General features: G+C 70.7%; 21 protein-coding genes. 12 read left to right on the top strand and 9 right to left on the bottom strand.

The annotated features are described in order from the left end of the window. The 4 genes from ROTAS13_RS02630 to ROTAS13_RS02615 form a co-directional block, all read left to right on the top strand. On the top strand, window positions 1-677 hold a 677-nt coding region (locus ROTAS13_RS02630; protein ID WP_075821475.1), incomplete at its 5' end, for a polysaccharide deacetylase family protein. A gap of 166 nt (window positions 678-843) precedes the next feature. Continuing rightward, the gene (locus ROTAS13_RS02625; RefSeq protein ID WP_075821474.1) at window positions 844-2,160 is read left to right on the top strand and encodes a CitMHS family transporter; all 1,317 of its coding nucleotides are present in this window, start codon (window positions 844-846) and stop codon (window positions 2,158-2,160) included. Between the two features lie 22 nt (window positions 2,161-2,182). Then, window positions 2,183-3,160 carry a sterol desaturase family protein gene (locus ROTAS13_RS02620; RefSeq protein ID WP_252571165.1) on the top strand — a complete coding sequence of 326 codons (978 nt, stop codon included), beginning with the start codon at window positions 2,183-2,185 and terminating at the stop codon, window positions 3,158-3,160. 263 nt (window positions 3,161-3,423) lie between these two features. Continuing rightward, on the top strand, window positions 3,424-4,248 hold the full coding sequence (locus tag ROTAS13_RS02615; protein WP_019459733.1) for a transglutaminase family protein: 825 nt from the start codon (window positions 3,424-3,426) through the stop codon (window positions 4,246-4,248). Window positions 4,249-4,309: 61 nt separating this feature from the next. Here the strand turns inward: ROTAS13_RS02615 and ROTAS13_RS28395 are convergent, their stop codons facing one another. Further along, window positions 4,310-4,444, bottom strand: coding sequence for a hypothetical protein (locus ROTAS13_RS28395; RefSeq protein WP_255346339.1), 135 nt, complete (start codon window positions 4,442-4,444; stop codon window positions 4,310-4,312). A gap of 521 nt (window positions 4,445-4,965) precedes the next feature. On the opposite strand from ROTAS13_RS28395, the gene ROTAS13_RS02610 reads away from it, so the two are divergent. Together ROTAS13_RS02610 and cysE are read left to right on the top strand one after the other, a co-directional pair. Then, complete coding sequence (locus tag ROTAS13_RS02610) at window positions 4,966-5,712, top strand: GntR family transcriptional regulator (protein ID WP_019459732.1); 747 nt, start codon at window positions 4,966-4,968, stop codon at window positions 5,710-5,712. A 140-nt stretch (window positions 5,713-5,852) separates the two neighbouring features. Next, window positions 5,853-6,704: a serine O-acetyltransferase gene (cysE, locus tag ROTAS13_RS02605; protein WP_019459731.1), complete on the top strand. Its 852-nt coding sequence runs from the start codon at window positions 5,853-5,855 to the stop codon at window positions 6,702-6,704. Window positions 6,705-6,729: 25 nt separating this feature from the next. Here cysE and ROTAS13_RS02600 read toward each other — a convergent pair whose 3' ends face one another. The 4 genes from ROTAS13_RS02600 to ROTAS13_RS02585 all read right to left on the bottom strand — a co-directional run bounded on the left by ROTAS13_RS02600 (window position 6,730) and on the right by ROTAS13_RS02585 (window position 10,218). Further along, a complete protein-coding gene (locus ROTAS13_RS02600) occupies window positions 6,730-7,104 on the bottom strand; it encodes a PRC-barrel domain-containing protein (protein WP_075821472.1) in 375 nt (124 codons plus the stop codon). Window positions 7,105-7,175: 71 nt separating this feature from the next. Further along, window positions 7,176-7,703, bottom strand: coding sequence for a chromate transporter (locus ROTAS13_RS02595; protein ID WP_019459729.1), 528 nt, complete (start codon window positions 7,701-7,703; stop codon window positions 7,176-7,178). Between the two features lie 5 nt (window positions 7,704-7,708). After that, a complete protein-coding gene (locus ROTAS13_RS02590; RefSeq protein WP_075821471.1) occupies window positions 7,709-8,329 on the bottom strand; it encodes a chromate transporter in 621 nt (206 codons plus the stop codon). A 152-nt stretch (window positions 8,330-8,481) separates the two neighbouring features. Further along, window positions 8,482-10,218 (bottom strand): L-lactate permease, encoded by a 1,737-nt coding sequence (locus ROTAS13_RS02585; protein ID WP_019459727.1) that lies wholly within the window; start codon window positions 10,216-10,218, stop codon window positions 8,482-8,484. Window positions 10,219-10,371: 153 nt separating this feature from the next. On the opposite strand from ROTAS13_RS02585, the gene ROTAS13_RS02580 reads away from it, so the two are divergent. Together ROTAS13_RS02580 and ROTAS13_RS27695 are read left to right on the top strand one after the other, a co-directional pair. Further along, on the top strand, window positions 10,372-10,665 hold the full coding sequence (locus ROTAS13_RS02580) for a hypothetical protein (RefSeq protein WP_019459726.1): 294 nt from the start codon (window positions 10,372-10,374) through the stop codon (window positions 10,663-10,665). Beyond that, window positions 10,605-10,991: a hypothetical protein gene (locus ROTAS13_RS27695; protein ID WP_216348577.1), complete on the top strand. Its 387-nt coding sequence runs from the start codon at window positions 10,605-10,607 to the stop codon at window positions 10,989-10,991. The genes ROTAS13_RS02580 and ROTAS13_RS27695 overlap by 61 nt, the downstream gene beginning before the upstream one ends. A gap of 33 nt (window positions 10,992-11,024) precedes the next feature. On the opposite strand, the gene ROTAS13_RS02570 is transcribed toward ROTAS13_RS27695, so the two are convergent. After that, window positions 11,025-12,038, bottom strand: coding sequence for an LLM class flavin-dependent oxidoreductase (locus tag ROTAS13_RS02570; RefSeq protein WP_075821470.1), 1,014 nt, complete (start codon window positions 12,036-12,038; stop codon window positions 11,025-11,027). Between the two features lie 45 nt (window positions 12,039-12,083). Between ROTAS13_RS02570 and ROTAS13_RS02565 the strand changes: the two genes are divergently transcribed. The 3 genes from ROTAS13_RS02565 (at window position 12,084) to ROTAS13_RS02555 (ending at window position 14,981) form a co-directional block, all read left to right on the top strand. Then, entirely contained in the window at window positions 12,084-12,578 is a 495-nt protein-coding gene (locus tag ROTAS13_RS02565) for a nucleoside deaminase (protein WP_314213675.1), read from the top strand. Between the two features lie 137 nt (window positions 12,579-12,715). Beyond that, on the top strand, window positions 12,716-14,443 hold the full coding sequence (gene poxB, locus ROTAS13_RS02560) for a ubiquinone-dependent pyruvate dehydrogenase (RefSeq protein ID WP_075821468.1): 1,728 nt from the start codon (window positions 12,716-12,718) through the stop codon (window positions 14,441-14,443). Window positions 14,444-14,468: 25 nt separating this feature from the next. Then, on the top strand, window positions 14,469-14,981 hold the full coding sequence (locus ROTAS13_RS02555) for an FUSC family protein (protein ID WP_075821467.1): 513 nt from the start codon (window positions 14,469-14,471) through the stop codon (window positions 14,979-14,981). Window positions 14,982-14,990: 9 nt separating this feature from the next. Here the strand turns inward: ROTAS13_RS02555 and ROTAS13_RS02550 are convergent, their stop codons facing one another. From ROTAS13_RS02550 to ROTAS13_RS26940, 3 genes are read right to left on the bottom strand one after another with little or no spacing between them, the layout of a single operon-like run. After that, the gene (locus tag ROTAS13_RS02550; RefSeq protein ID WP_075821466.1) at window positions 14,991-15,863 is read right to left on the bottom strand and encodes a metal ABC transporter permease; all 873 of its coding nucleotides are present in this window, start codon (window positions 15,861-15,863) and stop codon (window positions 14,991-14,993) included. Between the two features lie 48 nt (window positions 15,864-15,911). Continuing rightward, a complete protein-coding gene (locus ROTAS13_RS02545) occupies window positions 15,912-16,646 on the bottom strand; it encodes a metal ABC transporter ATP-binding protein (RefSeq protein WP_216348578.1) in 735 nt (244 codons plus the stop codon). Between the two features lie 5 nt (window positions 16,647-16,651). Next, the gene (locus tag ROTAS13_RS26940; RefSeq protein ID WP_019459718.1) at window positions 16,652-16,813 is read right to left on the bottom strand and encodes a hypothetical protein; all 162 of its coding nucleotides are present in this window, start codon (window positions 16,811-16,813) and stop codon (window positions 16,652-16,654) included. A gap of 362 nt (window positions 16,814-17,175) precedes the next feature. Between ROTAS13_RS26940 and ROTAS13_RS02540 the strand changes: the two genes are divergently transcribed. After that, window positions 17,176-18,450, top strand: coding sequence for a DUF445 domain-containing protein (locus ROTAS13_RS02540; protein ID WP_037250088.1), 1,275 nt, complete (start codon window positions 17,176-17,178; stop codon window positions 18,448-18,450). Window positions 18,451-18,702: the final 252 nt, after the last annotated feature.

Below are 18,702 nucleotides of genomic sequence, written 5' to 3'. Positions count from 1 at the left end.
GCGGCACGGTCTATCTGACCATCGACACGGGCTGGTGGCGGGAGGCCGAGCAGATCGCGGCGGTGCTGCGGCGCCGCGGGGTGCGGGCCACGCTCTTCGTGGCGGACGAGCCGACCTTCCGCGGCGACCGGACCCTGGGCCCGGAATGGGCGGGCTTCTGGCGCGCCCGGGCGGCGGAGGGGCATGTCTTCGCCAGCCACACCTGGCGGCACTGGTACTTCACCGGCGACCCCGCCCCGGGGAAAGTGCGCTACGCCTCCCGCCAGCGGGATGGCGGCAGCACGGTGCTGGACGGCCCCGCGCTCTGCGAAGAGCTGCGCCGCCCGGTCGAGCGGCTGCGCCAGATGGTGCCGGAGGCGGTGGTGCTGCCGCTCTGGCGCGCGCCCGGCGGGCGCACCACGCCCAATGCCCTGGCCCTCGCGCGGCAATGCGGGCTGCGGCACCAGGGATGGAGCGCCAACGGCTTCCTGGGCGACGAGCTGGACAGCGACCGGACCCCGAACGCCGCGCTGCTGGCACGCGCCCTGGGTTCCGTGCGCGAGGGCGAGGTGATGCTGATGCACTGGGGCGTGCGGTCGCGGCGGGAGCCTTTCGCCGGGGTGCTGGAGCCGCTGATCGCCGGCCTCCAGGAAAAGGGGTTCTGCTTCGAGACCTTGCCAGTCACGGGAAAGAACTGAGGGCGGCACGGCAAGATCCGGCATTTTCCTGACGCGAAACTGACAAAACCGCTTCGTGAGCGGGATTGTCGAACAACCGGGCGATGAAGACCAATTCATGCCCTGGACATGTTCTCTTCTGCCGCTATGAGGGGCCGCCAAAGACAAGAGGGGGCGGTGCCGCGGCATGTTGAGCGTTACCTTGCTGGCCTATGCCATGATCGTCGTCTTCATGGTGCTGGTCATGAGCGGCCGGGTCTCGGCCCTGATCGCGCTGATCCTGGTGCCGCTGGCCTTCGGCGCCCTGGCGGGCTTCGGGGGCGACCTCGGCAAGATGTCGCTGGACGGCATCCGCACCTTGGCGCCGACCGGCGTGCTGCTGCTCTTCGCCATCCTGTATTTCGGGGTGATGATCGATGCCGGGCTGTTCGACCCGGTGGTGCGGCTGGTGCTGAGGGCGGTGAAGGGCGACCCGGTCCGCATCGTGGTGGGCACCGCCATCCTGGCCCTGGTGGTCTCGCTCGATGGCGACGGCTCCACGACCTACATCATCACCTGCTCCGCCATGCTGCCACTGCACCGGCGGCTGAAGCTGGACCCGCTGATTGCCCCCTGCGTGATCATCATGGCGGCGGGCGTGACCAATGTGGCGCCCTGGGGTGGGCCGACGGCGCGCGCCGCCTCGGCGCTGCATGTCGATCCGAATGCGCTCTTCGTGCCGCTGCTGCCCTCGCTGCTCGCCTGCGCGCTCTGGGTGGTCTTCACCGCCTGGTTCCTGGGGCGGCGGGAGCGGGCGCGGGTCGGCGTCCTGTCGCTGCGGGATCTGGACCACGTCGAATCCCCGCTGGGCGGCTTCGTGGACACGGATGGCGGCGAGGATCACCGCCGGCCGAAGCTGCTGCCCTTCAACGCGGCGCTGACGGCGGTGCTCATGGCCTGCCTGATCGCCGGGCTGGCGCCGGCGCCGCTGCTCTTCATGGTGGCCTTCGCCATTGCCATGCTGGTGAACTACCCGACGCTGGAGCAGCAGAAGGCCCGCATCGCCTCCCATGCGCCGAACGTGCTGGCGGTGGTGTCGCTGATCTTCGCGGCCGGCGTCTTCACCGGCGTGCTGTCCGGCACCGGGATGGTGGAGGCGATGGCCAAGAACGTGGTGGCGCTGATCCCCGAAGGCGCCGGCCAGTTCCTGCCGCTGGTGACGGCGGTGGCGAGCCTGCCCTTCACCTTCTTCATCTCCAACGATGCCTTCTACTTCGGCGTGGTGCCCATCCTGGCGGAAGCGGGGCGGATCTACGGCCACACGGCGGAAGCCATCGGCCGCGCCTCGCTGGTGGGGCAGCAGGTGCACCTGCTGAGCCCGCTGGTGCCTTCCACCTACCTGCTGGTGTCCCTGGCCGGGGTGGAATTCGGCCGGCACCAGCGCTTCACCCTGGGCTGGGCCTCGGCCAGCGCCCTGGTGATGCTGCTGATCGGCGCCCTGACGGGGGCGATCCCGCTTCTCTGACCGGATGGGAGGGCCATCCCGCATGGTCTTCCCGATACGGTGGCGTTACGCTCGCGCCATGCTCGATACGCTGACCGATGCGCTGGATGGCGCCACCGGCTGGTTCTTTGCCATGATCCTGCAGCCCGGCCTCTATGCGGCGGGGCTGATGGGGTGGGAGGAGGAGGCCTATCGCTGGGCGGGCTTCCTGCTGCTGGGCCTGCTGCAGGTGGCCGTGGTCTATCTCGTCTGCCGGCCGCTGGAGGCCTGGCAGCCGGTGGAGCCGCGCCACGACCGCCGCGCCATCCGCACCGATGTCGTCTATACGCTGCTGGCGCGGCTGGGCATCCTGCCTCTCATCGCCTTCGCCCTGTTCACGGGCGTCGAATCCCGGATCAGCGGCTGGCTGGCGGAAGCGGGCTATGTCTCGCCCTCGCTGGAGGTGCTGTTCCCGCCGCTGCGCGAATGGCCGGTGCTGACCTTCCTGCTCTATGTCGTGGTGCTGGATTTCGGCGAGTACTGGCGCCACCGGCTGCAGCATGCCCTACCCTGGTGGTGGGCGCTGCACGCGATCCATCACGCGCAGACGCAGATGACCTTCTGGACCGATGACCGCAACCACGTCATCGACGACCTGATCGGCGCGGCCTGGGTCGGCGGCATCGCGCTTCTGATCGGCATTCCGCCGGAACAGTTCCCGCTGGCCTTGCTGATCCTGCGGCTCGCCGAGGCCATGTCGCACGCCAATATCCGGATGTCCTTCGGGCCCCTCGGGGAGCGGCTGGTGGTCTCGCCACGCTTCCACCGGCTGCACCACGGGGTGCTCGCGGCAGGTGAGGCGGGGCGCAACTTCGCTGTGCTCTTTCCGGTCTGGGACTGGATCTTCGGCACGGCGGACTGGCGGCGCGATCATTTCCCCGTCACCGGGGACCCAGATGCGCCGCCCGGCTTCGCGCAGGGTGGCTGGTGGCGGCACCAGGTGGACGGCACCCGCCGTTTCTGGCGCGCCCTGCGTGGCTGAGGCGCGGGCCCGGCGGTCGCTGGAAACCTGTCCGCGCCACCCCTGGGGGCGTGCCGCGACGAAAGGGGGCTGCAACCATTCCGTCACGATGACGCTTGCTGCGTCATCGCACCGGCTCGCGGCGGCGCGACTCCTCCAAAGGCACGGCCGCCCGCGGCTCTCGCCATCCCGGCGGGGGCCGGGGCGATCCTGGCCCGGGGATTGCCTGTCTTGTTACGGACCCATCGAGATGCGGCCGCCACGCCGCGGGAGACGACACGCCCATGCTGATCCGTGCCGGCTACAACCTTGCCTTCGAATGCCCTTCCGCGACCCCGATGCTGCTGCTGATCAACGTGGTGCCGGACCGCGAGCCGGACCTGCGTTCCCCGGTCGCCGTGCAGTTCCATTCCACCAGCGGGCAGGCCGTGCCCTGGCGCATGTACCGGGACGGGTTCAACAACGTCGTCACCCGCATCGTCGCGCCACCGGGACGGCTGACCATCTCGGCGGATTTCCTGGTGCAGGACAGCGGCCTGCATGATCCGGTCGTGCCGGATGCCGTGCAGCACCCGGTGGACGAGCTGCCGGACGAGGTCCTCGTCTTCCTGCTCGGCAGCCGCTATTGCGAGACGGACAAGCTCTCCAACCTCGCCTGGTCGCTCTTCGGCCAGACCCGGCCGGGGTGGGAGCGCGTGCAGGCGATCGTGGACTACGCGCACCAGCGCATCCAGTTCGGCTACCAGTACGCCCGCGCCACCAAGACGGCCTGGGAGGCGCATGAAGAAAGGCAGGGCGTCTGCCGGGACTTCACGCATCTGGCGGTGACCCTGTGCCGCTGCATGAACATCCCCGCCCGCTACGTGACCGGCTATCTGGGCGATATCGGCGTGCCGCCGGTGCCGGACCCGATGGATTTCTCGGCCTGGTTCGAGGTCTATCTCAGCGGCCGCTGGCACACCTTCGACGCCCGCCATAACAAGCCGCGCATCGGGCGCATCCTGATGGCGCGGGGGAGGGATGCGACGGACGTGGCGATCTCCACCTCCTTCGGCACTGCCTGGCTGGCGCAGTTCGACGTGATCACGGAAGAGGTCCCGGGGGGGTAGCGCCATCCCGCCGGGGCGGTGTGACCCCCTGTGCCTGCGCCGGGCCGTCCGCCGGGTCGGTTCAGCGCGGCCCGCCCGGCTTGTCGGGCGAGCCGCAGCCGCAGTCCCGCGAGTCCGGCGGCGGCGGTGGCGAGGCAGTCTGCGCGCTGGCGAGGCAGGGCAGCAGCAGGATCAAGGCAAGCACGAGAGCACGCATCTGGAGTCCCCGGTCGCTGTGGGACGGACAGGCTAGAGCAGATAGCTACGGGATGGCACGGCCTGGAAGCGCGGGTTCATACCGCGAACGAACAGGTAGGCCATCGGAAACCGCAGATAGGCCGGAGATGCAAGCCGGGCCGGAAATCGGCGGGAGTGGAATTATGGGTGACGACGCTGAGTCCGAGAACCGTCCGGCCGGGGACACGGCAAGGCCGCATGTCCACCCCCGGTCCGCGCTCATCAGGACCCAGCGCCGTCCCCTGTGTTTCCTATCCCTAAACTCGGCCCGTTTCCGGTTACCGATGACGCTGATCATACAGTCTCTAATGTCTTATACAAGATGCTGTGATGATTTTTTCTGTGTCGTTACGAAACTTTTTTGCGCCGAGGGGCGTGTCCAATCGGACGCCGGGAGGGCTGTCCTGAGCCCGTCCCGGGTCATGCGGCGCATTGCGGCACGAAGCGTGCTACATACATAGGCTCCGAGCAACCGATGCGATGATTCGAGTTGGAGACGCAGTGAGCGACTTTCCGCCCTCTTCCGATGGCCGTCCCGACGCGCGGCCCCTCTACGCGCAGGTGGAGTCGATCCTGAACGCCCGAATCGCCGCCGGTGAGTGGCAGCCGGGCCATGCGCTTCCTTCGGAGCCCGAACTGGCACAGGAGCTCGGCGTCTCGCATGGGACGGTCCGCAAGGCGCTGGACGCGCTGGAGCGACGCCACCTGATCGAGCGGCGCCAGGGCAAGGGCACCTTCGTCGCCCGTCAGACCAGCGAGCGGGCGCGGTTCCATTTCTTTCCGGTCCGCGACCTGCAGGGCCGGCAGGTCGAGCCGACCTCCACCGCTCTGTCCCTGGTGACCACGCCCGCCACGGAAGAGGAGCGCGCTGCCATGCACCTGCCCGCCGATGCGCTGCTGCACCGGGTCCGGCGGCTGCGCGCCAAGGACGGCGTTCCCTTCATGCTGGACGAGACCAGCATGCCCGCCGCCGTCTTCCCGGATTTTTCCGTCCCTGCGGGGCGGGAGCCGATGGATGAGCTCTATGTCGTCTACCAGAAGCGCTACGGCGTGACGGTGGTGCGGTCGGAGGAGCTACTGAGCGCCGATGGGGCCTCGCCCGAGGTCGCCGCCGTGCTGGAGATGCCCGCCGGCGCGCCCGTGCTGATCATGGAGCGCCGGACCTTGGATGCGGGCGGCCGCATGGTGGAACGGCGGACCTCCTGGCTGAACACCGCCCGGCACCGCTATGTCTCGGTGATGGAATAGGGCCGCCGCGGCCGGTGGCGCCTCCGCCGGCGGTCCGGGGCGGGCAGCCGTTTCCGGAGCCGCCTGCGCCGTGCCGGGGCTGGCACCGCTGCACCCGCGTTCCATCTGTTAGTCTTCCAATGGCCACGAGTACCCCCGCCATGCGATCCAACTGCGTTGTGCTGCGGACCGAACCCCCGTCCCGTATCGCCCCCGGGCCGGATGCGCCGGCCCTGGATCTCTGGTCGCGCCTCTGCCGCGATGCGAGCGGCGCGGCGGCGAGCGACCCGATCCTGGCGCAGCCCATGGCTGTCGCGGTGCTGCGCCATTCCTCCTTTCCGCAGGCCCTGGGGCACCGGATCGCGCGCAAGCTCGCCGATGCCGAACTGGATGCGACCGCCCTGGCGGGACTGGCCTGCGAGGCCTTTGTCGCCGATGCCGCCATTGTCGCTGCGGCTTCCACCGACCTGCTGGCGGTGCGCGACCGCGACCCGGCCTGCCCGGACCTGCTGACGCCCTTCCTGCACTTCAAGGGCTATCTCGCCCTCCAGGCGCAGCGCGTGGCGCATTGGCTCTGGCTGGCCGGGCGGCAGCACCTGGCGCTCTACATGCAGAGCCGCAGCGCCGAGGTCTTCGCCGTGGACATCCATCCGGCGGCGCGCATGGGCAAGGGCATCCTGCTCGACCACGGGACGGGCGTGGTGATCGGGGAAACGGCGGTGGTGGAGGATGACGTGTCGCTGTTGCAGGGCGTGACGTTGGGTGGCACCGGCAAGCACCATGGCGACCGTCATCCCAAGGTGCGCCGCGGCGTGCTGATCGGCGCCGGCGCCAAGATCCTCGGCAACATCGAGATCGGGGAGGGCGCCAAGGTCGGTGCCGGCTCCGTGGTGCTGCATCCGGTGGCGCCCTACACCACCGTGGCCGGGGCGCCGGCCAAGCCGGTGGGGCGGAACACCACCTTCCCCGGCCTGACCATGGACCAGACGCTGCAGCCGGACTACTCCATCTGAGCCGTCCGGCGCGCCGGAGCCGCCGTCAGTCGTGGTAGTCGATGGCCGGCAGGCCGGAGAGTTCCGCCTTGGTCATGTTCAGCGTCACGCGCCGTTCCCCGGCGGCGATGCTCAGCCTGTCCAGCGGTACGGCAACGTATTTCGTGTTCAGCCCCAGGTCGCGCTCCACTTCGATCACCACGGTGACGATGCGGCCGGTGGACGGGTCGATCACCAGATCCTCCACTTCGCCGACCTCGACCCGGTCAGTGGTATAGACGTCGCGATCAATAAGCCGGTTCGCCAGCAGGTGCGACGGTTCGATGCGCTGCATGGCGGGGCTGCCCTGGGCCAGGGCGGGCGAGGGGGCGGGGATGGCCAGAAAGGCCGCGGCGGCTGAAGCCAGCAGGAAGGTGCGCATCTTGTTCCGTCTCCCGGTGACATGAGGCGAGGAAACGCGCGCCGGTGAAGCCGGGTTGCCCGGCGGCCGCTTCACGGCCGCAGTACCAGGAAGACCAGCGCGCCCGCCGCCAGCAGCCAGAGCGGGCTCATCCGCGTCAGCACCAGCATCAGCGCCGAGAGACCCGCCACCGCCCAGGCCAGCACGCCCCCTTCGGCGGCGGAGAGCAGGGTATAGGAGGCGGCCAGCACCATGCCGGCCGCCACCGGCGCCAGGCCCCGCTCCACCGCGATCTGCCAGCGGGCGCCGCGGTTCCGCGCCCAGACCATCGCCAGGGCATAGACCAGCAGCGAGGAGGGCACGAAGATCGCGAAGGAGGCGACAAGCGCCCCCGCCCAGCCCGCGACCTCCCAGCCCACCAGCGTGACCAGGAGCGAGCCGGGACCGGGCGTCAGGCGCGACAGGGCGTAGAGGTCCAGGAAGCGGGCATCCGTCATCCAGCCATAGACATCGACCGACTGGCGGTGGATGTCCGCCACCACGCTCTGGCCGCCGCCAACCGACAGGAAGGAAAGCGGCACGAAGACCAGCAGCAGGCGGAGGAGCGGGTTCTCCGGCACCTCGTTCAGCTCCCGCGCCGCAGGCCGTGCGTGGCCCAGGCGATGCTGACAGGGGCGAGGGCCAGCACGACGTAGAGCAGCGGCAGGCGCAGCAGCGCGATCCCGGCGAAGCTCGCGGCCAGGATCAGCGCCGGGACCGGGGAGCGGGCGGCATTCCGCCCGGCGCGCAGCCCGGTCTGGAGCGAGAGGCCGATCGCCGCCGCGGCCACGCCGGGCATCATCGCGTGGATGGCCGGGTTCTGCGACAGGTGCCGGAACAGCGCGGCGGCCGCGATGGCCACCAGCATCGCCGGCACCACCATGCCGCCCGCCCCGGCCAGCGCGCCCCGGCCGCCCCGGAGGCGGTAGCCGATCCAGATCGAGAGATTGACCGTGTTGATGCCGGGAAAGGCCTGCGACAGCGCCAGCCCGCTGAGGAATTCGCGCTCGTCCAGCCAGCGGCGGTTCTGCACGAACTCCCGCATCATCCAGCCGCTGAGGCCGCCGCCGAAGCTGGTCAGGCCGATCTTGGCGAAGGCCAGGAAGATCTCGCGGAGGCCTGGCGGGGCCGGAGAAGCCGGCGCGCTTTCCGGAGGCAGGGAAGGCCGCTCGCCACCGGCCGGCGTGACCTCCGCGAAACCCGCCATGCGATCCGTTTCCCCACCCTCGTGGCGGCAAGCCTGCGTCCGGCACGGATGGGCGGCAAGATACCGGCGGATGAAGGAGAGAAAGGAAAATGGCCCCGTGGCGGGGCGGCTCCCTTTGGGAGAACCGCCCCGGTGCCGGGAACCGTCCGGCCCTAATGCAGCACCATCCCCGTGAAGGGCGGCACATAGGCCTGCAGCGTCACCAGCAGGCCGACCAGCACCGCCAGGGCGATGGAATGAAAGAAGACGTAGCGCAGGATGTCGCCCTCATGCCCGAACCAGTTCGTGGCGGTGGAGGCGACCACGATGCTCTGCGCGTCGATCATCTTGCCCATCACGCCGCCCGAGGAGTTGGCGGAGGCCATCAGCACTGGCGAAAGCCCGAGCTGCTCCGCGGTGATCCGCTGCAACCCGCCGAACAGCACGTTGGAGGCGGTGTCGGAGCCGGTCAGCGCCACGCCCAGCCAGCCCAGCAGCGTGCCGAAAAGGGGATAGAGCATCCCCGTATTGGCGAAGGCCAGGCCCATCGTGGCGTCCAGCCCCGAGTAGCGGGTGAGGTAGCCCAGCCCCAGCATGGCGGCGATGGTGATCAGCGAGTAGCGGACCCGCCAGATCGTGGCCCCGTATTCGCGGATCAGGGCGAGGGGCGAGAAGCCCATCAGCAGTCCGCCCAGCACCGCGGCCGCGAGGATTCCCGTGCCGGTCATGGACAGCACGCCGAAGGCGAAGACGGCGCCCTCCGGCACCGGCGCTGCCACCACCGGCGGCACCTTGACCACCATGCGGTGCAGCCCCTCGATCGGCAGGCTGGCCGACCAGATGCCGTTGAGCAGGCCCCGCGTGCCTTCCAGCCCCCAGAGGAAGACGAAGACCGTCAGGATCAGCCAGGGCATCCAGGCCCGCAGCAGCGCCCCCTGGTCCGCCACGGCCGCCCCGCCGCCCGACATGCGGGCCACGGGCGGCGCATCCACCATCTCGGCCCCATGACCGGTGCGGGCCATCGCGGCGCCGCGCAGCCCTTCCCCGGCGGCCACCGAATCGTCCCGGCCGCGCAGCGAGGGGTCCTTCCAGATCCGGCGCGGCCGCCAGACGCGCATGAAGCCGATCAGGCAGCCCATCGAGACCAGTGCCGCGATCACGTCCACCAGGTAGGGGCCGTGGTAGTTGGCGACCAGGAACTGCGGCACGGCGAAGGAGACGCCGGTCACCAGGATGGCGGGCCAGACCTCCAGCATCCCGCGCCAGCCGGCGAAGGCCCAGATCAGCCAGAAGGGCACCAGCAGCGAGAAGAAGGGCAGCTGCCGCCCGATCATCGCCGAGAGCGTATAGACATCGAGCCCGGTGACCCCGGCGAGCGCGATCACCGGCGTGCCCAGCGCGCCGAAGGCCACGGGGGCGGTGTTGGCGATCAGCGACAGGCCCGAGGCGGCGAGCGGCGAGAAGCCCAGGCCGATCAGCAGCGCCGCGGTCACGGCGACCGGCGTGCCGAAGCCGGCCGCGCCCTCGAAGAAGGCGCCGAAGGCAAAGGCGATCAGCAGCAGTTGGAGCCGCCGGTCCTCGGTGATGCCGCCGATGGAGCGCTGAAGGATCTCGAAGGAGCCGTTCGCCACCGTCAGCCGGTAGAGGAAGATGATGTTCAGCACGATCCAGCCGATCGGGAAGAGGCCGGACATGATCCCCAGCAACGTGGCGCGCCCGGCGATACCCACGGGCATGCCGAAGACGAAGACGGCGACGACGAAGGCCACCACCAGGGCCGAGATCGCCGCCCAGTGGGCCTGGATCTTCAGGAAGGCCAGGGCGATCAGCATGGTGGCGACGGGGATGGCCGCCACCAGGGCGGACAGGAGGATCGACCCGAAGGGATCGTAGGACTGGTTCCACGGCATTCTTGTTGGTTTCCCTGGATGGTGCTTTCCGCGCTGTCGTTGGGACCCCGACGAATCGGTGTCCGGCACCGCATGATGCACCAGTTGGGCCGTGGGACAGCCAGATACGTTTCGAGACTTGAACCTTGGGGGGCGCGGGGCGACATCCATGCCATGAACGAGGAATCGCGTCGTCCGCCCCTGCTCGACATGACGCCCGAGGGGGATTTCCGCACCCCGAAGCCGCCCGGCATGCTCGAACGCGTGTTGCTGCGCGTGGGTGGGGCCGCCGCCCTGGTGGCGGTGGTCGCCATCGGCCTGACCATGGCCGCCCTGGCCTTCGTGGTGCTGGGCCTGCTGATCCCCGTGGTTGTGGTGGCGGGGCTGGTGGCCTTCGTCACGCTGTGGTGGAAGATGCGGCAAGCCCGCCGCTACGGTCGTCCGGCCTTCGTGGTGATGCGGCGCTGACGGCGCCACCCTCCTTCCGTCCCGATCCCGCGCGGCTCTACGAGGTCCGCTCCGACGGCATGCCCTTCACCCAGGGCAGGGCAGAGGACGCGGAACAGGCCGCGCGCCTCCGTCTCGCACGCTGGTGCTGGGCGGGCTCCGTGCTGCTGAACGCCCTGGTGGCCGGGGTGGTGGTGCTGGCCTACCTGCTGCTGCCGCGCCGATTCGGCACCTGGTTCGGCCTGCTGCCGATCCTCTCCGTCCCGACCCTGGCCTTCGCCTTCCTGGTGTTGCGCCCAAGGCGGCCCCGGCGCCTGCACCGGGTGCGCCCGGACGCCTTCCGCTAGCCTCCGCCCCACCAAGGCAGGGCTTCCGCGCCATCAGCCTTCCGGCAGCCCCGCCGCCCGCGCCAGGAGCTCGTAGGACCGGCGGCGCGTCATGGGATCGTGGCAGGCGGTGACGACCGCCACCTCGGCGCAGCGGAACTCCGCCGCCATGCGGCACAGCTTCCCCCAGACCTGCTCCCCCGTGCCGACGGCCGAATGCTCCCGCAGCCGCTCGATGCGCCGCAGCTCGGCCTCGTCATAGGCGAAGCCCTCGGCCTCCTCCGGCGGGGGCAGGGGAACGAAGCCGGCGCGCTCCCGCAGCGTGCGCTGCAACTCGCGGGAGCGGAACAGGCGCCGCGCCTCCTCCTCCGTCTCCGCCGCCACGGCGAAGACGCAGATCGCCGCGTGCGGCGCCGGCAGCACGCCGGGCCGGAAGCCGCTGTGATAGGTCTCCAGTGCCTCGGCGGCGCCGCGCCCGTCCGAGAAGAAGTAGGCGAAGCAGTAGGGCAGGCCGAGATAGGCCGCGACCTGGGCGCCATAGTTGCTGCTGCCCAGCATCCAGACCTCGGGCGGCGGCGTCCCCTGCGGCTGCGCCTGGATGCTGGCGAAGGGATGGTTCGCCGCCAGACCGTCCCCCAGCCAGCCCAGCAGGTCGGTGAGCTGCTGCGGGAAATGGTCCTCCGTCTGCCGGGCGTTCAGCGGGTTCAGCGCATAGGCGGTGCGCCCGTCCGAGCCCGGGGCGCGGCCCAGCCCCAGGTCGATCCGCCCCGGCGCGATGGCCGACAGGACACGGAACTGCTCCGCCACCTTCAGCGCGCTATAGTGCGGCAGCATGATCCCCGCCGGCCCGACCCGGATGCGCCGCGTGGTGGCGGCGATGGCCGAGACCAGGATCTCCGGCGCCGAGCCCGCCAGGGCCTCGCTGTTGTGGTGCTCCGAGAGCCAGTAGCGGGTATAGCCCAGCCGGTCCGCCAGCCTGGCGAGCTCCAGCGTATCGGGAATGGCCTCCGCGGGCGTGTGCCCGGCGAGCACGGGGGACTGGTCGAGGATGGAAAGCGCGGGCTTCATGCGGAAGAAATGGGGCGGAAACGCCCGATGCGAAAGGATGCAGCCTTGCCCGATACAACCAGTCCCGGGTCCGTCACGCCCGAACAGGCCATGCGCCGGGCCATCGCCCTGTCGCGCGAGAACATCGAGACGGGCGGCGGTCCCTTTGGCGCCGTCATCGTGAAGAACGGCCGGATCGTGGGAGAGGGGGCGAACCGGGTGGTGCCGGATGGCGACCCGACCGCCCATGCCGAGGTCACGGCCATCCGCGACGCCTGCCGCCGCCTGGGCACGCACGACCTGAGCGGGGCCGTCCTCTACACGAGCTGCGAGCCCTGCCCGATGTGCCTTTCCGCCACCTGGTGGGCGCGGATCGGCGAGATCGCCTATGGCAATGGCCGCGCCGATGCCGCCGTCATCGGCTTCGACGACGCCGCGATCTATGACGAGGTGGCGCGTCCAATCGGGGAACGTCGCCTGCCCCTGCGGCGCTTCATGGCGGAGGAGGCGATCACCACCTTCCGGGCCTGGGCCGCGAAGGCGGACAAGGTGCCCTACTGATCCGGGACGGCGGGACGGCAACGGCGATGCCGAGGGCTGCGCCCGGCGACTGGCAGCGCCGAATCGACTCTTCCAGATGAATATCCTGGCTGACCTGGGATGTTGTCCTGCCGATTGACAGCACTGGGAGCGACACCATGGCGAATGCGAGCGTGGCCGATCTTTTTGCCGAGACGCTGCAGGGCATCGGCGTCCGGCGGATCTACGGGGTGGTGGGCGACAGCCTGAACGCGATCACCGAGTCGCTGCGCCAGCGCGGCGGGATCGACTGGGTGCATGTGCGGCACGAGGAGGCCGCCGCCTTCGCCGCCGGGGCCGAGGCGCAACTGACGGGCACGCTAGCGGTCTGCGCCGGCTCCTGCGGGCCGGGCAACCTGCACCTGATCAACGGCCTCTTCGACTGCAACCGCACTCGCGTGCCGGTGCTGGCCATCGCCGCGCATATCCCGAGCGCCGAGATCGGCTCCGGCTATTTCCAGGAAACCCATCCGGAAAACCTGTTCCGCGAATGCAGCGTCTATTGCGAGATGGTCTCCAGCCCCGAGCAGATGCCGCGCGTGCTGGACAATGCCATCCGCGCGGCGGTGGGGCAGCGCGGCGTGGCCGTGGTGGTGATCCCGGGCGACGTGGCGATGAAGCCCGCCATTGCCCCCGCCACGACCACGGCGCTGCTGCCCATGGCACCGGTGGTCCGCCCGGCGGAAGGGCCGCTGGAGGCGCTGGCCGAGATGCTGAACGGCGCCTCCAAGGTCACGCTGCTCTGCGGGCGCGGCTGCCGCGATGCGCATGGCGCCCTGCTGCAACTGGCGGAGGTGCTGAAATCGCCCATCGTCCACGCGCTCGGCGGCAAGGAGTTCGTGGAATACGACAATCCCTACGATGTCGGCATGACCGGGCTGATCGGCTTCTCCTCAGGCTACCACGCCATGGAGAACTGCGAGGCGCTGCTGATGCTGGGTACGGATTTCCCGTACCGGCAGTTCTATCCGCAGGAGGCGAAAATCGCCCAGGTCGATATCCGGCCGGAGAATCTGGGCCGCCGCACGCGGCTGGACCTGGGGCTGGTCGGCGATGTCGGCACCACCATCGCGGCGCTGCTGCCCCGGCTGGTGGAGAAGCAGGACCGCCGCTACCTCGATAGCTGCCTCGCGCACTATCGCAAGGCGCGGGAGGGGCTGGACGCGCTCGCGCAAGGCCGGCCGGGCGAGGGGGTGATCCATCCGCAGCACCTGGCCCGCGTGCTGGGCGAGCAGGCGGCGGAGAATGCCATCTTCACCGCCGATGTCGGCACGCCCACGGTCTGGGCGGCGCGCTACCTGAAGATGAACGGGCGGCGCCGCCTGATCGGCTCCTGGGTGCATGGCTCCATGGCCAATGCCCTGCCGCAGGCGATCGGCGCGCAATGCGCCTTTCCCGGGCGGCAAGTCATCTCCTTCTCCGGCGATGGCGGCTTCACCATGCTGATGGGCGACCTGCTGACCCTGCGGCAGCAGAAGCTGCCGGCCAAGGTGGTGGTGCTGAACAACGGCACGCTGGGCTTCGTGGAGCTGGAGATGAAGGCTGCCGGGCTGCTGGAGACCGGCGTGGCGCTGGAGAACCCGGACTTCGCCGCCATGGCGCGGGCCTGCGGCATCCCCGCCCGCCGCGTCACCGACCCGGGCGAGCTGGAGGCGGCGGTGCGGGACGTGCTGGCGGAGGAAGGGCCCGCGCTGCTGGACGTGGTGAGCAACCGGCAGGAACTCGCCATCCCACCGAAGATCACCGCGGAGCAGATGAAGGGCTTCGGCCTTTTCGCGCTGAAGGCGGTGATGAGCGGACGCGGCAACGAGATCCTGGACCTCGCCCGCAGCAACCTGCGGCTCTGAGCCGCGCAGCCCGGGACGGGGGGTGATGCTGCCCTGGCCGCCTCTGTTCCGGGCGGCGCGGGCCATGGCCAGCGCGGTGCTGTCCTACGGGGCGGCACTGGCGCTGGCCCTGCCGCAGCCGGTCTGGGCGCCGGTCTCGGCGCTGGTGGTGGCACAGGACCGGCTGCCCGATACGCTGCGCAGCTTCCGTGGCCGGCTGATCGGCACCGCGCTGGGCGTGGCCATCGCGATGGCGGTGCATCTGCTGCTCCACCCCCTCGGCGCGCCGCCCCTGCTGGTGCTGGGGGTGGCGACCGGTCTCGCCTCTCTGCTGGCTTCCGTCTGGCCGGCATGGCGGGTCTGCCTCTGGACCGCCGCGATCACCCTGCTCGGCCATCCGCCGGAGATGAGCATTCTGGCCAGCGGCCTCGCGCGGTTCCTGGAAGTGACGCTTGGCGCCTGCATCGCCACCGCCATCGCGGCACTGGAATTCCGCTCGTTGGTCGCCCTCGGCCGCTCTCCGTCCCGGGAAAAGGGCGGTGGTGCCCCGGGCGGCTGAGGCCGGGGGCTATCCCGCCAGATGGCGCCGCCGCAGCAGCCGGGCCAGCAGCCCGTCCACCGGCCCTGCGATCACCGAGACGGCCCAGAGCCCGCCCGCCACCAGCACGATGGCCGGGCCGGTCGGGACGTCGAGGTGATAGGACAGCAGCAGCCCCGCCGTGGAGGCGATGGCCGCCAGCAACGCCGAGGCGCGGGCCAGCCCACCGATCTGCCGCGACCAGTGGCGGGAGGCGACGGCGGGCAGCATCATCAGCCCCACCGCCATCAGCGTGCCGAGCGCCTGGAAGGCCGCCAGCACGTTCAGCACCACCAGGGCCAGAAAGAGCATGTGCCAGGCCCCGCCATGCGCCCTCTGCGCGGCGGCGAACTGGGGATCGAAGCATTCCAGAACCAGCGGCCGCCAGGCGGGGGCCAGGATCAGGAGGGTGAGGGTGGAGACCCCCGCCATCATCAGGAGCGCGTCGTCGTCCACGCCCAGCACGCTGCCGAAGAGCAGGTGGGTGAGGTCCATCGCCCCGCCGCGTACGGACACCATGGCAACGCCCAGGGCGAGTGCCAGGAGATAGAGCGCGGCCAGCGTCGCATCCTCGCGCCCGCCCGTAGCGCGGGACAGCGCCCCGGCCCCGAGCGCCACGCCCAGCCCCGCCACCAGCCCGCCCAGGGACATGGCGGTGACGGAAAGGCCGGCGACCCAGAAGCCCGCCGCCACGCCAGGCAGGATGCCGTGCGCCAGCACGTCGGCGGACAGGCTCATCCGACGCAGCATCAGGAAGACGCCGAGTGGCGGCGCGGCGAGGCTGAGCGCCAGGCAGCCGATCAGCGCCCGGCGCAGGAAGCCGAATTCGATGAAGGGCGAGAAGAGCAGGTCATGGGCGCTCATGCCAGGAACGGGGCCCCGGCCGGCGACGTGGCGGAAACAGACATGGGCTCAGGCCGCGACGGGACGGTCGCAGGCCTCGGCATCCTCGTCCCAGCCTTCCGCCATCATCCGGGCGCGCAGGCGGTTCTGCGCGGTCAGCACCGTTTCGGTCGGCCCCCAGGCCACGGCCTCCCGCGCCAGGAGCAGGCAGTCGGGGAACTCCCGGCGCACCAGCTCCATGTCGTGCAGCACCGCGAGAACGGTGCGCCCCTGGCCGTGCCAGTCCCGGACCAGCCGCAGCAGGTCCGCGGCGGTGCGGGCATCCACGGCGTTGAAAGGCTCGTCGAGCAGGATCGCCGGCGCGTCCTCGACCAGCAGCCGGGCAAAGAGCAGGCGCTGGAACTGCCCGGCGGAAAGGCTGCCCACCGGGCGCCGGCCGAAGCCATCCAGCCCGACCGCCGCCAGGGCCTCGGCAGCCCGGTCGCGGTCGGCGGCGGAGGCGCCGCGCAGGGCGCCCAGGCGCGGCCAGTGCCCCAGCATCGCGACGTCGAGGCAGGTGATCGGAAAGGAACGGTCCAGCGAGGTCATCTGCGGCAGCAGGGCGATGCGGCCGCAGTTGCGCTCCAGCTTGCCCTCGCTGGGGTTGTGCAGGCCGGCGATGGCGCGCAGCAGGGTCGTCTTGCCGGCACCGTTCGGCCCGACCACGGCGGTCAGGCTGCCCTGCGGAAAGAGGCCGTTCACATGGTGCACCGCCGGGCGGCGCTCATGCGCCACCGTCAGGTCGCGGAGGCGGATGCCGCCCATGGCGCTCATGGCTGCCCCCCTGACACGGGGGCGATGTCACTCGGCACAGGCTCGTCGGACATGGCCCAGGCCACACCCAGCCACAGCAGCCCGGACAGGCCGATGGCCAGGATCAGGCGCGGGACGACACCAGTGGACAGGGCGAGCGGATCGGGCAGGCGGACCATACGTTATTACATAACATCCTGAGAGCACTGGACAAGCGCTTCCGTCCCCGCCAATTCCGCGCCCTATGCAGGACAGCCCCGCTTCCCCCTCCGCGCCGCGCGCCGGCCAGGGCAGGCCGCCGGAAACCCCTTCCTCGCCTCTGCCACAGGACGCTGCGGCAACAGACGATGTGGCGACGGACCCTGACGCGGCCGGCCGGGAAGGCCCGGCCTCTTCGCCAACCGGAAAGCCAGGCGGAGCCGCCGGAACCTCCCGCCCGCTGGGCAACGGGGCCGCCGCATCGCCTTCCCCCGCCGGAGAGGGCACCGTCCCGCCGCCGCAACCCTCGTTCGCCCCTTCGGCCGCCCCTTCGGCCGCCCCCATGGTGGCAGGCGAAGACGAGCTGCGCCGCCGGCTGCGGCGCCACAAGGCCCTGGCGGGTGGGCTGCTGCTCGTCATGGCGGCGCTGACGGTGGGGGCCTATGCCCTGCCGCCCGGCTGGTGGACCGACCTGCTGCAGGCCAGCGCCAAGGCCGGGCTGGTGGGCGGCATCGCCGACTGGTTCGCGGTCACGGCGCTGTTCCGCCATCCGCTGGGGCTGCCGATTCCACACACCGCCATCATCCCGCGCCAGAAGGAGCGCCTCGGCGCTGCGCTGGGCCGCTTCGTGGCGGAGCATGTCTTCACGGAGCGCGAGGTGGCAAAGGTCATCGCCCGGCTCGACCTCGCCGGGGTGATCCGCAACGTCCTGGCCGACGAGGCGACGACGCGGCCGGCCGCGCGGGCCATCGCCGCCTCGGTGCCGCGCCTGCTCGCCAATGTTCAGGAGGGCAGGGCGCAGAAGCTGGTGCTGCGAATCCTGCCGCGCCTCGCCGATGGCCCTGCCGCCACGAAGCTGCTGGCGCATGCACTGCGCACGCTGGTCGAGGGCGGCAAGCACCGCGACGTCTTCGCCCTGGCGCTGGGCGAGATCCGCGAGGTGCTGCGGAACAAGGAGCAGTCCCTGCGCGAGGAAGTGGAGAAGCGCGTCCGCGACCAGGGCGGCTCCGTGGTCGGCTGGGTCGCCGGGGCCTATCTCGCCAAGCGCGTGGTCACGGCGGTGAACGGCGCGCTGGACGAGGCGCTGAATTCCGAGAATGCGGAAAGCGGGCTGCGCGCCGCCTTCGACGAATGGGTGATGCGCGAGCTGGACCGCCTGGAGCACGACCCGCAGCGCGCCGCCCAGATCGGGGAGGCGCTGCGCTCGGCCCTGCGCCATGGCGTGGTGGCGGGCTGGCTGGACGATGCCTGGCACCGGGTGCGCTGGGCGGCGGAGATGGACGCCGCCAATCCGGACGGGCGGCTGGCGGCCCTGGCACGGGCCGCGCTGGACAATGCGGGCCAGGTGCTGGCAGAGGACCCCGGCGCCCGCGCCCGGGTGAACGCGGCTGTGGAGCGGATGCTGCTGGCGTTGCTGCCCTCCGCCCGGCAGCGCCTGTCCGGCTTCGTGGCCGAGGTGGTCAGTGGCTGGGACGCGCGGACCGTCACGGACCGGATCGAGCTGCGGGTCGGGCGCGACCTGCAGTTCGTGCGGATCAACGGAACGGTGGTCGGCTTCCTGGTCGGGGGCCTGCTGTTCGCGCTGCTGAGCAGCGTCGCAGGATACGTGGCCTTCTAGCGGCGCCTTCGGGGGCGGGCGGCCCGCCCCGGGGAAACCAGCATAGCCCGCGGCGTGGATGCGGCCTGCACGGTTGCTCGTCGCAGGGCTGCCTGCCGGCGCGAAGCATCGTGACATATCGCGGCAAAGCATGACGATGCCGGATCAAGAACCCGTCGGTCCTCAACCGGAACGGGAAAACCGGCCAAAGTAACGGGCTGCATCACGGCAGCGTCATTCCAAGCAGAAAGCTCCGCCTAAACTTCCGTCTCC

Origin of the sequence: Roseomonas sp. TAS13 (genome assembly GCF_001950415.1) — a bacterium.
GTDB classification, from domain to species: Bacteria; Pseudomonadota; Alphaproteobacteria; order Acetobacterales; family Acetobacteraceae; genus Roseomonas; species Roseomonas mucosa.
Note: the sequence above shows the minus strand (reverse complement) of the source record. Positions and strands in the feature narration are given on the sequence as shown.

Bases quoted from the DNA above. Each gene is read 5' to 3' on its own strand.
- ROTAS13_RS02625 (WP_075821474.1), top strand. From the start codon at position 844: ATGTTGAGCGTTACCTTGCTGGCCTATGCCATGATCGTCGTCTTCATG.
- ROTAS13_RS02620 (WP_252571165.1), top strand. From the start codon at position 2,183: ATGGTCTTCCCGATACGGTGGCGTTACGCTCGCGCCATGCTCGATACG.
- ROTAS13_RS02615 (WP_019459733.1), top strand. From the start codon at position 3,424: ATGCTGATCCGTGCCGGCTACAACCTTGCCTTCGAATGCCCTTCCGCG.
- ROTAS13_RS28395 (WP_255346339.1), bottom strand. From the start codon at position 4,444: ATGCGTGCTCTCGTGCTTGCCTTGATCCTGCTGCTGCCCTGCCTCGCC.
- cysE (WP_019459731.1), top strand. From the start codon at position 5,853: ATGCGATCCAACTGCGTTGTGCTGCGGACCGAACCCCCGTCCCGTATC.
- ROTAS13_RS02600 (WP_075821472.1), bottom strand. From the start codon at position 7,104: ATGCGCACCTTCCTGCTGGCTTCAGCCGCCGCGGCCTTTCTGGCCATC.
- ROTAS13_RS02590 (WP_075821471.1), bottom strand. From the start codon at position 8,329: ATGGCGGGTTTCGCGGAGGTCACGCCGGCCGGTGGCGAGCGGCCTTCC.
- ROTAS13_RS02585 (WP_019459727.1), bottom strand. From the start codon at position 10,218: ATGCCGTGGAACCAGTCCTACGATCCCTTCGGGTCGATCCTCCTGTCC.
- ROTAS13_RS02580 (WP_019459726.1), top strand. From the start codon at position 10,372: ATGAACGAGGAATCGCGTCGTCCGCCCCTGCTCGACATGACGCCCGAG.
- ROTAS13_RS02570 (WP_075821470.1), bottom strand. From the start codon at position 12,038: ATGAAGCCCGCGCTTTCCATCCTCGACCAGTCCCCCGTGCTCGCCGGG.
- poxB (WP_075821468.1), top strand. From the start codon at position 12,716: ATGGCGAATGCGAGCGTGGCCGATCTTTTTGCCGAGACGCTGCAGGGC.
- ROTAS13_RS02555 (WP_075821467.1), top strand. From the start codon at position 14,469: ATGCTGCCCTGGCCGCCTCTGTTCCGGGCGGCGCGGGCCATGGCCAGC.
- ROTAS13_RS02550 (WP_075821466.1), bottom strand. From the start codon at position 15,863: ATGAGCGCCCATGACCTGCTCTTCTCGCCCTTCATCGAATTCGGCTTC.
- ROTAS13_RS02545 (WP_216348578.1), bottom strand. From the start codon at position 16,646: ATGGGCGGCATCCGCCTCCGCGACCTGACGGTGGCGCATGAGCGCCGC.
- ROTAS13_RS26940 (WP_019459718.1), bottom strand. From the start codon at position 16,813: ATGGTCCGCCTGCCCGATCCGCTCGCCCTGTCCACTGGTGTCGTCCCG.
- ROTAS13_RS02540 (WP_037250088.1), top strand. From the start codon at position 17,176: ATGGTGGCAGGCGAAGACGAGCTGCGCCGCCGGCTGCGGCGCCACAAG.